Below are 15,701 nucleotides of genomic sequence, written 5' to 3'. Positions count from 1 at the left end.
GGTTCTGGCGGGTGAGGCGCAGCCGGGGACGCGTGGTCGACGTCGAGACTGCCGAGGAGTTCGTACGACGCGTCGCCGACGGCACCTCCTCACTGTCCGGCTGGCGGCTGAGTGGCATCGACCTGACCAACCACTCGCGCACCCTGGCGGGGTGCCGTGCGGGCGGTGCGCTGTTCCTCGGGTGCCGCTTCGCCGACGGCGACGAGGCGCGCGTCCGCGCGGAGGGTGCCCTGGTCTTCCCCCAGCCGCCGGACTCCCCGGTCGACGGCTACCGCACCGAGCTCTACACGGCCCGTGAGCTGTACGGCGCCGCGTCCTACCGCGACTCCCTCGACGGCCGGGCCTATGCCTGGTCGAAGGGCCGACGCTCACAGGACTCGGCTCTCGCCAAGGCGCTGCACGACCACGCCATCGACCAGGCGCTCGCCCGGTGGGTCTCGGACCGCGACCTCGTCGGCGTCATGGGCGGGCACGCAGTCGAGCGCGGCTCACCCGGCTACGCCGACGCGGCCCGCCTCGGTCACCTGCTCGGGGCCTCGCGCACGGTCGCCACCGGCGGCGGACCGGGCGCGATGGAGGCCGCCAACCTGGGCGCGAGGCTGGCCGGAGCCCCGGCACAGGCGGTCGACAAGGCACTCGCCGAGCTGGCCGCCGTGCCGTCGTACCGGCCGTCCGTCGAGGCCTGGGCCGCCGCGGGCTTCGACGTGCTCGACCGGCACTCCGAGGCGACTGAGACGCTCGGCGTGCCCACCTGGCACTACGGCCACGAGCCGCCCAACGTCTTCGCCACGGCGATCGCGAAGTACTTCGGCAACCCGGCCCGGGAGGCGGTCCTGCTTCAGGTCTGCAACCGGGGCATCGTGTTTCTCGGTGGCGCCGCGGGCACCGTGCAGGAGATCTTCCAGGACGCCTGCGAGAACTACTACGCCGACGAGTCCGCGGTCGCGCCGATGGTCCTGGTCGGCAGCGACCACTGGACGCGGGTGCTTCCCGCGTGGCCGCTCCTGCAGGCGCTCGCCCGCGGTCGGCCGATGGAGCAGCACGTGCACCTGGTAGAGACCGTCGACGAGGCCGCGGAGCTGGTGAGCGGGTGACGCCGGGTCACCCGGCCCGACGACGAGCCAGGCCCACCCCGCTGACCTCGCGGTAGTGACGGACGAGCAGCTCGTTGACGCTGTGCCACGAGCGGCCCTCGACGCTGCGCCGGGCCTGGCGACTCATCCGCAGGCGCAGCATCGGGTCGTCGACCAGCCGCTTGGTGTACGACGTCAGCTCGGCGGCGTCGCCGGGCGCGTAGAGGAAGCCGGCCACCCCGTCGTCGATGACGTCGATCGGACCTCCCGCCCGCGGTGCGACCGCGGGCACCCCCGACGCGAGCGCCTCCTGCGCCGCCTGGCAGTAGGTCTCGTGCCGGCCGGTGTGCACGAAGACGTCGAGGCTCGCGTAGGCGACGGAGAGGTCCTGCCCGTGCAGGACGCCGAGGAAGACGGCGTTGGGCAGCAGCGCGCGCAGCCGCCCCTCCTCCGGTCCCCCGCCGACGAGCACCAGCCGGACGCCCGGTGTCGCGTCCAGCGGCACCAGCAGCTCGAGCTCCTTCTCGGCGGCCAGCCGGCCGACGTACCCGACGAGCAGGTCGCCGGGCAACGCGAGCCGGTCGCGCAGCCGGTCGGACCGGTGTCGCGGGTCGAACTGCGCGAGGTCGACGCCCCGGGGCCAGCGTCCGAGGTTGGCGATCCCCATCGCGCGGAGCTGCTCCAGGCTGGCCGTCGAGGGCACCAGGGTCCGGTCCACCCCGGTGTGGATCCGCCGCGTCAGCGCAGTCATCGCCGCCGCGCCGCCCGGGACGCCGTACTGTCGGGCGAAGCCGACCAGGTCGGTCTGGTAGACCGCGACGGTCGGTACGCCGAGCTCGCGCGCCGCTCGCGCCGCCTGGTGGCCGAGGGTGGCCGGAGACGCGATGTGCACGACGTCGGGCCGGAACCGGGTGATGGCGGCCCTCAGCCGGCGCCGCGTCTCGAGACCGATCCGGAAGTCCCGGTAGCACGGCAGGCTGGTGCCGCGCGTGTGCGTCACCGTGAACCCGGCGTACGTCTCGGGGCCGGTCGGCGCGACCAGCTCAGCCTCGTGGCCCTCGGCGGCGAGATGCTCCAGCACCCGACGAACGGAGTTGGTCACTCCGTTGACCTGCGGTAGGAACGACTCGGAGACGACCAGCACGCGCAGCCGGGGCGGCCCAGCCACGGGGTGGGCCTGCCTGCGTGGTGCCAGCGAGGTGAGCGCCATGCCTCAGACGCTAGGAACCGCCCCCGAACTCACGCCCGTCCTGCCGTGGACGACACGTGAACGGCGGCCGTCGGGTCATCCGACCCGATGCACCGAGGTCACTCGGCGGCGGCCAGCTGCCCGCACGCCCCGTCGATCTCGCGGCCGCGGGTGTCCCGCACCGTGGTGGGGATGCCCTTCGCCTCGAGCCGGCGCACGAACTCGCGCTCGTCCCTGGGGTCGCTGGCGGTCCACTTCGAGCCCGGCGTGGGGTTCAGCGGGATCAGGTTGACGTGCACCCAGCCCCAATCGCCGTAGGAGTTGAGGAGGTCGCCGAGCAGGTCGGCGCGGTGGGCCTGGTCGTTGATGCCGCGCATCATGGCGTACTCGATCGAGACTCGGCGCTTGGTCTTCGCCGCGTAGTTCCAGGCCGCGTCGACCGTCTCGGCGACCGACCAGCGCGTGTTGACCGGCACCAGCTCGTTGCGCAGCTCGTCGTCGGGTGCGTGCAGGCTCAGCGCCAGGGTCACCGGGATTCCCTCGTCGGCGAGCTGGATCATCCGCGGCACGAGGCCGACCGTCGACACGGTGACGCCGCGGGCGCTCAGGCCCAGGCCTGCGGGGTTCGGGTCGGTGAGGCAGCGCACGGCGCCGATCACGGCCTTGTAGTTGGCCAGCGGCTCACCCATCCCCATGAAGACCACGTTGGACACGCGTCCCGGCCCGCCGGGGACCTCGCCGCGCGCCATCGACCGGGCACCCGCGACAACCTGCTCGACGATCTCGGCGGTCGACATGTTGCGCTGCAGCCCGCCCTGGCCGGTGGCGCAGAAGGGGCAGGCCATGCCGCAGCCGGCCTGGCTCGAGACGCACACCGTGGCGCGGTCGGGGTAGCGCATCAGCACGGACTCGACGAGGGCGCCGTCGAAGAGCTTCCACAGGGTCTTGCGGGTGGTGCCCTTGTCGGCCTCGAGCGTGCGGAGCGGGGTCATCAGGGTCGGCAGCAGGGTCGAGACGAGCTCGTCGCGCTGCGCGGCCGGGAGGTCGGTCATCTGCGCAGGGTCGTCGACCAGCCGGCTGAAGTAGTGCGTGGAGAGCTGCGTCGCGCGGAAGGCCGGGAGCCCGGCCTCGCTCAGCAGCTCCTTGCGGCCAGCCTCGTCGAGGTCGGCGAGGTGTCGCGGCGGCTTCTTGCGTCCGCGCGGCTCGGTGAAGACCAGGGGCAGGGTGATGGGGGCGTCAGACATAACCGACCGATCATCCCACCGAACGGCTGCGTTGACCGACTCGAGGCGAGTCGAGGCGGGCTCAGGAGTCGTAGCGGACCATGAAGTAGAGCACCAGCGACGCCACCCCGAGCACCACCAGCGCCGTGAGCACCATGCCGATCACCATGAAGACGCCGAACCTGCGGGTCTTGCGCTTGGTCAGCAGGGCGATCGGCACCACGAGCCCGATGGCGACGAGCGGGAAGAGCTCCTCGGCCCGGTGGTAGGGGAACATCAGGCGCAGGATGCCCGCGAAGCCACCCGGGACGGCGGTGACGAAGACCATGCCGGCGAAGAAGCCCGTCAGTGCCGCGAACGTCGGGTGGCTGTGGTGCCACCAGTCGAGCGGCGACTTCGCGTCGGCGGCGCCCTCGACCTCGTGGTCGGGGGCTCGGTCCGACTGATCGGTGGTCATGACCGGATCCTAGGTGGCGAACGGGCCGTCGAGACGGATCACGTCCGGCATGGCGAGGGCCGCCCACACCCCGAGGTCGGGGGCGCTCCCGGTGAGCTCCGCCACGAGCAGGGTCCAGGCGGTGCCGTGCCCCACGAGCACCAGGTCGCCCTCGCCCACGGCGGCCAGCGCGGGCCGCACCGCGGAGACGACGCGACGCCGGCAGTCGGCGAGCGGCTCCCACCCGTCGTACGCCGCCCGGTCGGGCTCCGCGAAGGCCCGGCGCACCGTGCCCTCGAAGTCGTCGATCCAGTCCGTGGACTCGCGGCGGTGCTCGGCGAGGTCGTCGACGACACCGACCTGCGCGTCGGTGAGCAGCGTGGCCGTGCCGATCGCCTTGGGCTCGGGAGAGCTGAACCACGCGGCCCGCCCGGGAACGCGACCCGACTCGCGCAGCGCCCAGATGTCGTCGTACCCCCGCGGGTCGAGCTCCCATGCGCGGGCCGGCACCGCGGTGTCGATCAGCGGCCGGCCGTGCCGGACGAGGAACAGGCTCACAGGAACTCCGAGGCGCCGCGCAGCCGGGTGGCCAGCACGCCGGCCGCACGCGTGGAGTCGAGGCGTACGTCGATCGGTCCGGGCACGCCTGCCGCCTCCCGGGACACCCCGCGCAGCCGCGAGGCGTCGAGGCCGTCGCGCCGGGCGATCAGCCGGCCCAGGTCGAGCCTGCTCATGGCCTCGGCGCCGGCGACGTGGAGGATGCCGCGGTAGTCGGACGTGCCGACCTCGACGAGGGCGGCCGCGAGATCCTCCACGTGCACCGGGCACCGCATCTCGTCGTCGAAGAGCGCGCCCCCGGCACCTCGCAGCAGGCCGTGCACCAGCCGCTCGTGCTGGGAGTCCCCGTCACCCACGATGAGCGACGTGCGGGCCACCACGGAGTCGCCGACCAGCGCCGCGGTGACCGTCTCCGCCGCCGCCTTGGCCGCGCCGTAGGGCGTGATCGGGTCGGGAGGCGCCGTCTCGTCGTAGAGACCGTCTGCTCCCGAGAAGACGACGTCGGAGGAGACCAGGACCAGCCTGGCGCCGCCGATCGCACACGCGCCCGCGACGTGAGCGGCACCGGTGGCCGTCACCGCCCAGTCGGCCTGAACGTAGGCGGTGTGGATGACCACGTGGGGCCGGTGCGTGGCGACGAGGCCGGACACGGCCGACGCGTCGCGGAGGTCGGCGTCGGCGCTCGAGACACCCGTCACCTCGTGCCCGGCGGCGCGCGCGGCAGCGACCACGGCCCGACCGAGGTATCCGGTCCGGCCGCCGGTGACCAGCACCCTCATCAGAAGACGAGGTAGTGCAGGAGCAGCCAGATCGGTGCGATGGTGGCGAGCAGGGAGTCGAGCCGGTCCATCAGGCCGCCGTGACCCGGGATGACCTGGCTCATGTCCTTGATGCCGAGATCGCGCTTCATCACCGACTCGCACAGGTCGCCGAGCGTCGCCATGACGACGGCGATCAGGCCGAGCGCGACGCCGACCCACCAGTCGCCGTCGAGCAGGTAGACGACCAGGGCCACACCGGCCGCGACCGTGAAGACCAGCGAGCCGGCGAAGCCCTCCCACGACTTCTTCGGCGAGATGACCGGGGCCATCGGGTGCCGGCCGAACAGCACGCCGGCGACGTAGCCGCCGATGTCGGAGGCGATCGTGACCAGGATGAACGCGATGATGCCCTTGACGCCCTCGTCGAAGTGGTCGAAGCCGGTCGCGCCGCCCTCGGCGAGCAGCAGGGCCACGAACGAGCCGAGGAACGGCACGTAGACGAGCGTGAAGACCGACGCGGTCGCGGTCTGGACGTAGCCCGCGACGCCTCGGCGCAGCAGCCAGAGCATGAGCACGAGAGCCGTCACCGCGGTCGCCGTCACCAGTGCCGGGGCGCCCCAGAAGTAGGCCACGACCACCATCACCACGCCGCCGACCATCAGCGGCTGCTGCGGCAGGTCGATGTCCTTGGCGAGCAGGCCCTGACGCAGCTCCCAGATCGCGACCGCTACGGCCGCCGCCACGATCACCATGAAGGCGGTCTTCCAGACAAGCAGCGACGCGGCGATGGCCGCAAGCAGCACGACGGCGGAGGCGATGGCGGCAGGGAGGTTGCGCCCGGCGCGGCCGTGGTCCCGGGCCGGGGGTCCTGCCGGTGCCGTCGGGCCGGCGGGTGGGGGCGTGTCAGTCATGGCGGCTCGTCGAGGTCAGACCTCGAGCAGCTCGGCTTCCTTGTTCTTGAGGAGCTCGTCGATCTGGTCGGTGTAGGTCTTGGTGGAGGAGTCGAGACGCTTCTCGGCACCTGTCACGTCGTCGGTGCCGACCTCGCCGTCCTTGTCGAGCTTCTCCAGGGCCTGCTTGGCGGTACGACGGATGTTGCGCACGGAGACGCGGCCGTCCTCGGCCTTGCCCTTGGCGAGCTTGATGTACTCCTTGCGCCGTTCCTCGGTGAGCTCGGGGAAGGCGCAGCGGAGCACCGTGCCGTCGTTGGCCGGGTTGACGCCCAGGTCGGAGTCGCGGATGGCGCGCTCGATGTTGGCCATCGCACCCTGGTCGTAGGGCGAGATCAAGATGACGCGGGCGTCCTGCGCAGTGAACGACGCCAGCTGCTGGAGCGGCGTCGGCGAGCCGTAGTAGTCGACGACGATCTTGCTGAACATGCTCGGGTTGGCGCGCCCGGCACGGATCGTCGCGAACTCCTCCCGGGTCGCCTCCACCGACTTCTTCATCTTGTCCTCGGCCTCGTTGAGGATCTCGTTGATCACGACGTACTCCTGGGGTGGGTTCCGGTGTGCTGGTCGTACGGCGACCGGCCGGTCGAGCGTAGTCGAGGCCGCTCAGGCCTCGGTGCTGACGAGCGTGCCAATCTTCTCACCCTGCACGATGCGCAGGATCGCGCCCTCGTCGTCGCCTCCGAAGACGATGAGCGGCATCTCGTTCTCCATGCAGAGGGCGAAAGCCGTCGCGTCGGCGATCTTGAGGCCCTGCTGGAGGGCCTCCTGGAAGGTGAGCGTGTCGTACTTCGTGGCCGTGGGGTCCTTCTTCGGATCGGCGCTGTAGACGCCGTCGACGCCCTGCTTGGCCATCAGCACCACCTCGCACTTGGTCTCGAGCGCGCGCTGGGCGGCGACCGTGTCGGTGGAGAAGAACGGCATGCCGGCACCGGCGCCGAAGATGACGACGCGGCCCTTCTCGAGGTGCCGCATCGCCCGGCGCGGGATGTAGGGCTCGGCGACCTGGCCCATCGCGATCGCGGTCTGCACGCGCGTCTCGATGCCCTCCTTCTCGAGGAAGTCCTGGAGGGCCAGGCAGTTCATGACGGTGCCGAGCATGCCCATGTAGTCGGCGCGCGAGCGGTCCATGCCGCGCTGCTGCATCTCGGCCCCGCGGAAGAAGTTCCCGCCGCCGACAACGATTGCCACCCCCACGCCGGCGCGGACGACAGCGGCGATCTCCTTGGCCACCTTGGCGACGACGTCGGGGTCGACGCCGACGCGGCCGCCTCCGAAGACCTCACCGGAGAGCTTGAGCAGGACGCGGTGGTAGGCGGTCACGAGAGTTCCTTCACGGTGCCGTCGAGGTGGGGACATGAGAAGGCCGGCTCGGTGATCCATTGCTGAGTCATCGAACCGGCCTCCTCGTCGTACGTCGTGGGAACCCTATCGGGTCAGGCGCCGACCTCGAACCGGGCAAAACGGGTGAGCGTCACGCCGGCCTCGTCGAGGACCTTCTTCACGGTCTTCTTGTTCTCGGTCACCGACGGCTGCTCGAGCAGGACGACGTCCTTGAAGAAGCCGTTGAGGCGTCCTTCGGTGATCTTGGCGATCGCCTGCTCGGGCTTGCCCTCCTCGCGAGAGGTGGCCTCGGCGATGGCCCGCTCGTGCTCGACGATGTCTGCCGGGACGTCCTCACGGGTGAGGTACTGCGGCTTCATCGCGGCGATCTGCATCGCGGCACCGCGAGCGGCGTCGGGGTTGGAGCCGGTGAACTCGACCAGGACACCCACGGCGGGCGGCAGGTCGGCCGCACGCTTGTGCATGTAGGCCACGACGTCGCCGTCGAAGTGGACGTACTGGCCGAGCTCGATCTTCTCGCCGATCGAGATCGCGAGGCCCTCGACGACCTCGCCGACGGTGCGCCCGTCCAGCGGGACCCTCTTGAGCGCCTCGACGTCGGCCGGCTTGGCCTCGGACGCGGCGTCGGCGATCTTCTGGGCAGTGGCGACGAAGTCCTCGCCCTTGGCCACGAAGTCGGTCTCGCACCGGAGCTCGACGAGCACGCCGGCGGAGTGCGCGACCAGGCCGGCGGAGGCCTCGCGCTCGGCACCGCGCTTGGCAGCCTTGGCGGCTCCCTTGACGCGGAGCAGCTCGACAGCCTTGTCGAAGTCGCCCTCGGCCTCCTCGAGCGCCTTCTTGCAGTCCATCATGCCGGCGCCGGTGAGCTCGCGGAGCTTCTTGACGTCGGCAGCGGAGAAGTTAGCCATGTTCCTTCTTCCTGAGTTGTGTGTTCGAGGTGGGACCGACGCGGAGGTCAGTCCTTCTTCTCAGCGTCGGCGACCGGCTCGGCGTCAGCGACCGGCTCGGCGGCCGGCTCCTCGGTTGCCGGCTCGGCGTCGGCGACCGGAGCCTCGGTGGCGGGCTCGGTGGCCGGCTCCTCGGTTGCCGGCTCGGCGTCGGCGACCGGCTCGGCGGCGGCTTCCGCAGCGGCGACGGCGGCGGGAGCCTCGGTGGCAGCACCGGTGCTCTCGGCGGCGGCGGTGTCGGTGGCGGCGTCGCCACCGGTGGCAGCCACGGCGGCCTTGTCGGCGTCACCGGCGAGCAGCTCGCGCTCCCACTCGGCCAGCGGCTCCTCGACGGTGGCCGCGTCGGCGCCCGTCTTGGCGCCCGAGCGGGCGATGAGGCCCTCGGCGACTGCGTCGGCGACCACGCGGGTCAGCAGGCCGACCGCGCGGATCGCGTCGTCGTTGCCCGGGATCGGGAAGTCGACGAGGTCGGGGTCGCAGTTGGAGTCGAGGATGCCGATGATCGGGATGCGCAGCTTGCGCGCCTCCTCGACCGCCAGGTGCTCCTTGTTGGTGTCGACGATCCAGACGGCCGAGGGGGTGCGCGTCATCTCGCGGATACCGCCCAGGGTCTTGTCGAGCTTGTCGCGCTCGCGCTTCATCTGCAGCAGTTCCTTCTTGGTGCGACCGGAGCCGGCGACGTTGTCGAAGTCGATCTCGTCGAGCTCCTTGAGGCGGTTGATCCTCTGGTGCACGGTCTGGAAGTTGGTGAGCATGCCGCCGAGCCAACGCTGGTTGACGTACGGCATGCCGACGCGGGTCGCCTGCTCGGCGATCGCCTCCTGGGCCTGCTTCTTGGTGCCGACGAACATCACGACGCCGCCCTTGGCCACGGTCTCCTTGACGAAGGCGTAGCTGCGGTCGATGTAGGCCAGCGACTGCTGCAGGTCGATGATGTAGATGCCGTTGCGCTCGGTCATGATGAAGCGCTTCATCTTCGGGTTCCAGCGACGGGTCTGGTGCCCGAAGTGGACGCCGCTCTCGAGAAGCTGGCGCATGGTGACGACTGCCATGTGGATCTCCTGTGGTGATGCGGTCACGCGCGTCGTGTGCTGGTCGTCACTGACCAGGGCCCGACCTTGAACCAGGTCGGACGGACGGCGTACCGCTGTGTGGTTTTCAGTTCATGCCACCGACAGGTGCCGGCGGCCCTGACGCTCACGCGCGATCTCATCCACTCCCCCCGGAACGGGCGGAGGAGTGGAACCGAGGATCGGCGCCCACGGGTGGTCGGAGTCCAGGAATGCAGCTCCGTCGCGGTCTGCGAGCGTGCGAAGTCAGCCCCGGAGGGCTGCTGCGTGAATCCTAGGCCACCACGGCCGGGCGGACCAATCGGTGCCGTCGGACCGCAAGGTGTCCACAGCAGCGACGAAACCGATCCTCTCCACAGGCTTCGACAGGCGCCAGGCAGGAGCGCCCCGCACCGGCCAGGCTCGACCCATGTTCTCCCGTGTGCTGTCCGCCGTCGTCGCCGTCACCCTTCTCCTGGCGGCTGCACCGGCCCGCGCCTCGACCCCACCCGATCCGGCCGCGGAGCCGACGGGTGTCTGGCCCCTGTCACCCGAGCCCGAGGTGGTGGCCGGCTTCGACCCACCCGACGATCCCTGGGGTGCTGGTCATCGCGGCGTCGACCTGGCGGGGATGCCAGGGCAGGCCGTGCTGGCGGCCACGGCCGGACGGGTCACCTTCGCCGGCCAGCTCGCGGGTCGCGGCGTGGTGGTCGTCGACCACGGCGAGACGCGCACGACGTACGAACCGGTGACCGCCACGGTGCGCGTCGGCGACGAGGTCCAGGCAGGAGGCGCGATCGGGCGCCTGACCGTGCCCATGTCCCACTGCTTCCCGCGCGCCTGCCTGCACTGGGGCTGGCTGCGGGGAGACACCTATCTCGATCCCCTCGAGCTCGTCGGCGAGGGCGGCGAGATCCGGCTGCTGCCCCTGTGGCGCGACGTCCCATTCGCACCGCCCACGACGCTGGTCCCCTACGCCGGGTGGCTCCGGTTCGCTCCACTGCGAGCCTGGCTCACGCGCGCGGGTGCGCCTGCCTGTACGCCGTGCGCAGCCGGTCGGTGGTGACGTGCGTGTAGAGCTGGGTAGTGGCCAAGGAGGCGTGCCCGAGCAGCTCCTGCACCGACCGGAGGTCGGCACCTCCCTCGAGGAGGTGGGTGGCCGCCGTGTGCCGGAGTCCGTGCGGTCCGATGTCGGGTGCGCCGGGCACGGCCGCGATCAGCCGGTGCACGATGTCGCGCACCACCCGCTGGTCGATCCGCCGGCCTCGGGCACCGAGGAAGAGCGCCGCTCCGGCGCCCTCGGCCCTCATCTGCGGGCGACCGTGGGTGAGCCAGCGCGCCAGCGCCGCCGCGGCGGGCTGGCCGTAGGGCACGGTCCGCTCCTTGCGTCCCTTGCCGAACACTCTGGCGACCCGACGCTCGTGGTCGAGGTCGTCGATGTCGAGCGCCACCAGCTCGCCCACGCGGATGCCGGTGGCGTAGAGCAGCTCGAGCATGGCCACGTCGCGGACCCCCACGGGGCTGCCGTCGTCCGCCAGCTCCGCGGCGCTCTCGATGAGGTCGCGCGCCTCGTCGGCGCGGAGGACCGGTGGCAGCGACTTCGGCTTCTTCGGAGAGGCCAGGGATGCGCCGGCGTCTGCCGGCGCCCGACCGGTGCGCGCGAGCCACCCGGTGAAGACCCTGGCGGCGGTCGCCCGGCGGGCGACGCTCGTGCGGGCGCTGCCCATCGAGTGCTGCTTGGCCAGCCAGCTGCGCAGGCTCCGAAGGTCGATCGTCGCGACGTCGTCGTGGCCGAGACGGCGCAGGTGGTCGAGCAGGGAGTGCACGTCGCCGACGTACGCCCGCACGGTGTGCGGGGTCAGGTCCCGCTCGGAGACCAGGTGCCGTTCGTACTCCCCCAGCAACCGGGCGAACCCTTCGGGCAGCTCGTCATCGTGTCCCTCGTCGGCCGGCGTGCCGTCAGCGCTCATGCGCACGTCTCCGCTCGGCCATCCTCCGAGTCTAGGAACCGCGGCGCGCCGCGGCCGGCAGGCGCACGCTCAAGAACGGGCCCAGTTGTACGGCGTCGTGGTGGTCACCGCGACCAGGCCGCTGCGCTCGAGGATCGGCCGGGACATGTCGGTGCAGTCGCTGTGCAGGTAGACCCCGCCCAGCCGGAGCGCCGACCGTGCCCGGGCTGCCACCAGGGCACGGTAGATCCCCTTCCCGCGCCACTGGGCCAGTGTCGACCCGCCCCACAGCCCACCGAACTCGGTGCCCGGGACCATCTCGAGGCGTCCGGCGGAGACCACCGTGCCGTGCTCGTCCTCGGCCAGCCACAGCTCCGAGAGCTCCGGGGACTCGACCAGCTGCTCGGCGAGCTCGGCTGGGTCGGGGCCACCGGACTTGCCGAAGACGCTCTCCTGCATCCGGGCGGCGGCCGAGACGTCGGCCAGCAGGTCTCCCCCGTCGCCGGCCCGGCGCACGACCAGGCCGGCGGGCAGGTCAACGGCCACGTCGAGGCGCTCGGCGGCGCCGATCATGACTGTCTCGACCGGATCGGCCACCAGGCCGTGGGCCTCCAGCCGCTCGGGCAGGTCGGCGGGAGCGTCGTGACCGCGCGTCTTCCACTCGAACATGCTGACGTCGGTCTCGTCGCGGAACCACGCGACCGTGTCGGCGATCAGCGCGTCCAGCGCAGAGCCCTCGAGTCCGGCCAGATCGCGGTAGGTGACGAACCCCCCGCGGCCGGTGATGGCGCGCACGAGCGGGCCGTGGCGGTGCCACTCCCGGGCGGACGTCACCTCGGCCTCCTGCCTGAGCTGGTCGTCGTAGGCCTCGAGCAGGTCAGCGGAAGTGGCGGTCACGTGCGGAGGCTATCGCCGGCGGATCCCGGGAGACCAACGAGTTTCGCCTCCTCCCCAGGGCCGCGACCCCCGCGGGTGTCGACCAGACGCCACCCTCCCCGGACGAGCTCCACGAGGCCGCGCTCGGCGAGTCTGGTGAGCGTGCTCCGGACCTCCAGGAGCCCCATGCCTGCAGTGCGGGCCACCGAGTCGACCGGGGCCGGCGCACGCACCGGGACCGCGTCGATCACCTGGCGCTGGCGAGAGGTGAGCCGGTCGCGCGGACGCGTCGGCTCACGAGGGTCCTCGCGCAGGTGGTCACCGGCCAGGCTGATGAGCTCGAGGACGTCGCTGCCGCAGGTGACCAGGCTGGCCGCGCCGGTGCGGACGAGCTGATGGACGCCCTGGGACTGGGCGCTCGTCACCGGCCCGGGCACGCCCATCACCACTCGGTTCAGCCGGTCGGTCCAGTTGGCGGTGTTGAGGGCGCCGCTGCGGATCGCGGCCTCCACGATGACCGTGCCAGTGCCGAGCGCGGCGATCAGCCGGTTGCGGGCGAGGAAGCGGATGCGGGTGGGTGAGCACCCGGGCGGGGACTCCGAGACGACGGCGCCCACGCTCCCGATGTGGTCGATGAGAGCCCGGTGCGCCTCGGGATAGGCCCGGTCGGCGCCGCACGCGAGCACCGCCACGGTCATGCCGCCGACGGCCAACGCCCCGCGATGGGCCGCCTGATCGATGCCGAACGCGGCACCGGAGATGACCGAGACGCCGGATCGCGCGGCCGTGGCCGCGATCTCGTCGGCCACCCGGAGGCCGTAGGTGGTCGCGGACCGAGAGCCCACCACTGCCAAGGACCGATCGAGCGACGACAGGTCGAGAGGGCCACGGACCCACAGGCCGATCGGTGCACCGCTGCGCTCGTGCAGCGAACCGGCACCGGCGAGGTCATCGAGGCGGCTCGGCCACTCGGCATCTCCGGGGATGACGTAGCGGATGCCCAGCTTCTCGGCACGCCGGAGGTCGCGCTCGGGGTCGACACCCGCCAGCCGGCCGGCCACGTCCGCGAGCAGGCCGCGCGGATCTCGCTCGGCACACAGAGCCTCGTACAGCCGGACGGCGCCCAGCTCCGCCGCCAGCCCGGCCAGCCGGGTCTCTCCCGGCTCGCCGAGTCGGGCCAGCGCGACCCGGGCCAGACGCTCGTCGTCGGACGGTGCCGCCGCCGCGTTCATCCGGCACGCCCCAGCGCCGGCAGCTCGAGCGGCTCCCCGGAGCGCAGGTCCAGGGCCACGGCGACCTCGTCGAGACCGGGCTGCTCGAGCCCACGGAGGTCAGACACGGTGAGCGCCAGCCGGTGCACCCGCACCGCGCCGCGGCGGGTCAACCGGCCGCCGTAGAGCTCCTCGTCGAGCAGGGCGCGCGCCGGCGGCTCGAGTGGCCACTCCGACTCGAGCAGGTGGCCGGGGACCTGGCTGTTGAGGCGGAAGCCGCGGCCGGCGTAGCGCTCGGCCTGTCGCTCGCGGGCCAGGGTGACGCGGCGGCGGACCTGGTCGGACCGCTCACGCAGCGCGAACACGTCTGCCGATCCGTGCGGCGCCTCCGGCTCGACGTGCCGCAGGATGTCGATGCGGTCGGCGATCGGACCCGTCAGCTTCTGTCGGTAGGCCCGGCGCACCGCCTCGTGGCAGGTGCACTGGTTGCGTGGGACCGACGGGGTGTAGTCGCCGCACGGGCAGGGGTTCGCCGCCAGCACCACCATCCCGCGGGCCGGGAAGGTCGCGAACTCCTCGCCCCGCGCGATCGTCACGGCGCCGCCCTCCAACGGCTCGCGCAGGGCCTCGACCACGTCGGTGCGGAAGAGCGGGAACTCGTCGAGGAACAGCACGCCGCAGTGCGCCCTGCTCACCGCCCCCGGGCGCACTCGGCCGGTGCCGCCGCCGAGCAGGCTGGCCTTGCTCGCGTCGTGGTGCGGTGCGAAGTAGGGAGGGCGACGGATGAGGTCGTCGCCCGGCTCGAGGGCCCCTGCCAGGGAGTGGATCGCCGTCAGCTCGAGCGCCTCCTCGGGGCTCAGGTCGGGCAGCACGGAGGGAATGCGCTCGGCCAGGGTGGTCTTGCCGGCCCCCTTGGGCCCGGAGAGGAGGAGGTGGTGCCCGCCGGCGGCGGCCACCTCGACGGCGTACTTGGCGTCGGGCATGCCGACCAGGTCGGCCATGTCGACCTCGGCCCGCTGGTGCTGCCCGCGCCAGGAGAGCAGCCTCGCCCCCGACATGGGCGCGACCGGCGGTGCCTCGGGGACCGGCTCGCCGTTGAGCATGCTGAACACCTGGGCGAGCGACCGCACACCGAACACCTCCATGCCCGGCACCATGGCCGCCTCGCGCACCTGGGGCTCGGGCACGAACACCCGGACCACGCCGCGCTGCGCCGCGGCCATCACCATCGGCAGCACGCCCGGGACCGAGCGCAGCCCGCCCGACAGCGTGAGCTCGCCGATGAACACGGTGGACTCCAGCGCGGACGCGGGCACGAGCGCTTCGGCGGCCTTGATCGCCACCGCCATCGCGAGGTCGAAGTGGGTGCCGCTCTTGGGGAGGTCGGCCGGCCCGAGCAGGATGGTGACCCGGCGGGTGGACGGCCAGGCCAGCATCGAGTTGGCGATGGCCATCCGCACCCGGTCGCGGGCCTCGTTGAGCGTGGCATCGGGGCGGCCGACCACGGTCATGCCCACCAGCCCCTGGGAGACATCGGCCTGGACCTCGATCAGGTGCCCGACAGAGCCCTGCAGGCTCACGGTGTGGGTGGTGGCGAACGGCATCAGCCGACTCCAGCCACGTGCTCGACGACCGAGGCGCCGCGTGGGGGCCTCAGCACGGCGACCAGGTCGACCCGGATGTCACCGGGCGACAGGGACCGCTCGCGCACCCACTCGTCTGCGACCCGTCTCAGCCGGGCCACCTTGGCCGCGTCGACCGCCTCGTGCGGGGTGCCGCACTCGAAGGTCGTGCGGGTCTTCACCTCGCAGGCGACCAGGACGTCGCCGTCGCGCAGCAACAGGTCGACCTCGCCCTCGCGACAGCGCCAGTTGCGGTCGAGCAGCACCATGCCTCCAGCGACGAGATGCCGGGCGGCGAGGGTCTCGCCGTACTCGCCGAGGGCCCCGTTGTGGGTGGGCGGTGCGATGCGGTGGTCTGCGGTCTGGCTTCGGGTCATGGATGAACCTCCTGACCGCAGCGTCGTCGTCGGCGCCGACGCCGGTCGGACGCCGGAGGCAGCCCTGTGGATGAGCACGGTTTCGGCGACCCTGTGGACGGGTTCGGGGTCGGTCTAGATGGCTTTGCCCATTCCC

At 72.1% G+C, this 15,701-nt stretch carries 17 protein-coding genes; 2 read left to right on the top strand and 15 right to left on the bottom strand.

Annotated features, from left to right (window positions below; genetic code table 11):
* The first annotated feature begins 11 nt into the window (after positions 1 to 11).
* Positions 12 to 1,094: an LOG family protein gene (locus tag ACP7BP_RS07970; protein ID WP_426244036.1), complete on the top strand. Its 1,083-nt coding sequence runs from the start codon at positions 12 to 14 to the stop codon at positions 1,092 to 1,094.
* Between the two features lie 7 nt (positions 1,095 to 1,101).
* On the opposite strand, the gene ACP7BP_RS07965 is transcribed toward ACP7BP_RS07970, so the two are convergent.
* From ACP7BP_RS07965 to rpsB, 10 genes are all read right to left on the bottom strand, one after another.
* A complete protein-coding gene (locus ACP7BP_RS07965) occupies positions 1,102 to 2,283 on the bottom strand; it encodes a glycosyltransferase family 4 protein (RefSeq protein ID WP_426244035.1) in 1,182 nt (393 codons plus the stop codon).
* A 98-nt stretch (positions 2,284 to 2,381) separates the two neighbouring features.
* On the bottom strand, positions 2,382 to 3,506 hold the full coding sequence (rlmN, locus tag ACP7BP_RS07960; RefSeq protein ID WP_426244034.1) for a 23S rRNA (adenine(2503)-C(2))-methyltransferase RlmN: 1,125 nt from the start codon (positions 3,504 to 3,506) through the stop codon (positions 2,382 to 2,384).
* Between the two features lie 61 nt (positions 3,507 to 3,567).
* Complete coding sequence (locus ACP7BP_RS07955; protein ID WP_426244033.1) at positions 3,568 to 3,942, bottom strand: hypothetical protein; 375 nt, start codon at positions 3,940 to 3,942, stop codon at positions 3,568 to 3,570.
* Between the two features lie 9 nt (positions 3,943 to 3,951).
* Positions 3,952 to 4,479, bottom strand: coding sequence for a histidine phosphatase family protein (locus tag ACP7BP_RS07950; RefSeq protein WP_426244032.1), 528 nt, complete (start codon positions 4,477 to 4,479; stop codon positions 3,952 to 3,954).
* Entirely contained in the window at positions 4,476 to 5,258 is a 783-nt protein-coding gene (locus tag ACP7BP_RS07945; protein WP_426244031.1) for an SDR family oxidoreductase, read from the bottom strand. Before ACP7BP_RS07945 ends, ACP7BP_RS07950 begins: the two co-directional genes overlap by 4 nt.
* Positions 5,258 to 6,151 (bottom strand): phosphatidate cytidylyltransferase, encoded by an 894-nt coding sequence (locus tag ACP7BP_RS07940; RefSeq protein ID WP_426244030.1) that lies wholly within the window; start codon positions 6,149 to 6,151, stop codon positions 5,258 to 5,260. The genes ACP7BP_RS07945 and ACP7BP_RS07940 overlap by 1 nt, the downstream gene beginning before the upstream one ends.
* 15 nt (positions 6,152 to 6,166) lie before the next feature.
* Positions 6,167 to 6,721 carry a ribosome recycling factor gene (gene frr, locus ACP7BP_RS07935; RefSeq protein ID WP_426244776.1) on the bottom strand — a complete coding sequence of 185 codons (555 nt, stop codon included), beginning with the start codon at positions 6,719 to 6,721 and terminating at the stop codon, positions 6,167 to 6,169.
* A 75-nt stretch (positions 6,722 to 6,796) separates the two neighbouring features.
* Positions 6,797 to 7,549, bottom strand: a complete 753-nt coding sequence (gene pyrH, locus ACP7BP_RS07930) for a UMP kinase (protein WP_426244029.1) — start codon at positions 7,547 to 7,549, stop codon at positions 6,797 to 6,799.
* 77 nt (positions 7,550 to 7,626) lie between these two features.
* Complete coding sequence (gene tsf, locus ACP7BP_RS07925) at positions 7,627 to 8,442, bottom strand: translation elongation factor Ts (protein WP_426244028.1); 816 nt, start codon at positions 8,440 to 8,442, stop codon at positions 7,627 to 7,629.
* 47 nt (positions 8,443 to 8,489) lie between these two features.
* Positions 8,490 to 9,533 carry a 30S ribosomal protein S2 gene (gene rpsB / locus ACP7BP_RS07920; protein WP_426244027.1) on the bottom strand — a complete coding sequence of 348 codons (1,044 nt, stop codon included), beginning with the start codon at positions 9,531 to 9,533 and terminating at the stop codon, positions 8,490 to 8,492.
* Positions 9,534 to 9,960: 427 nt separating this feature from the next.
* On the opposite strand from rpsB, the gene ACP7BP_RS07915 reads away from it, so the two are divergent.
* Positions 9,961 to 10,596 (top strand): M23 family metallopeptidase, encoded by a 636-nt coding sequence (locus ACP7BP_RS07915; RefSeq protein WP_426244026.1) that lies wholly within the window; start codon positions 9,961 to 9,963, stop codon positions 10,594 to 10,596.
* On the opposite strand, the gene ACP7BP_RS07910 is transcribed toward ACP7BP_RS07915, so the two are convergent.
* The 5 genes from ACP7BP_RS07910 to ACP7BP_RS07890 form a co-directional block, all read right to left on the bottom strand.
* A complete protein-coding gene (locus tag ACP7BP_RS07910; protein WP_426244025.1) occupies positions 10,544 to 11,500 on the bottom strand; it encodes a tyrosine recombinase XerC in 957 nt (318 codons plus the stop codon). The genes ACP7BP_RS07915 and ACP7BP_RS07910 overlap by 53 nt on opposite strands.
* 69 nt (positions 11,501 to 11,569) lie before the next feature.
* Entirely contained in the window at positions 11,570 to 12,376 is an 807-nt protein-coding gene (locus tag ACP7BP_RS07905; protein ID WP_426244024.1) for a GNAT family N-acetyltransferase, read from the bottom strand.
* Entirely contained in the window at positions 12,373 to 13,587 is a 1,215-nt protein-coding gene (gene dprA, locus ACP7BP_RS07900) for a DNA-processing protein DprA (RefSeq protein ID WP_426244023.1), read from the bottom strand. The genes ACP7BP_RS07905 and dprA overlap by 4 nt, the downstream gene beginning before the upstream one ends.
* Positions 13,584 to 15,170 (bottom strand): YifB family Mg chelatase-like AAA ATPase, encoded by a 1,587-nt coding sequence (locus tag ACP7BP_RS07895; RefSeq protein ID WP_426244022.1) that lies wholly within the window; start codon positions 15,168 to 15,170, stop codon positions 13,584 to 13,586. Before ACP7BP_RS07895 ends, dprA begins: the two co-directional genes overlap by 4 nt.
* Positions 15,170 to 15,565, bottom strand: coding sequence for a YraN family protein (locus ACP7BP_RS07890; protein ID WP_426244021.1), 396 nt, complete (start codon positions 15,563 to 15,565; stop codon positions 15,170 to 15,172). Before ACP7BP_RS07890 ends, ACP7BP_RS07895 begins: the two co-directional genes overlap by 1 nt.
* Positions 15,566 to 15,701: the final 136 nt, after the last annotated feature.

This window comes from Nocardioides sp. LHG3406-4, from assembly GCF_049897745.1.
Lineage (GTDB): Bacteria > Actinomycetota > Actinomycetes > Propionibacteriales > Nocardioidaceae > Nocardioides.
Note: the sequence above shows the minus strand (reverse complement) of the source record. Positions and strands in the feature narration are given on the sequence as shown.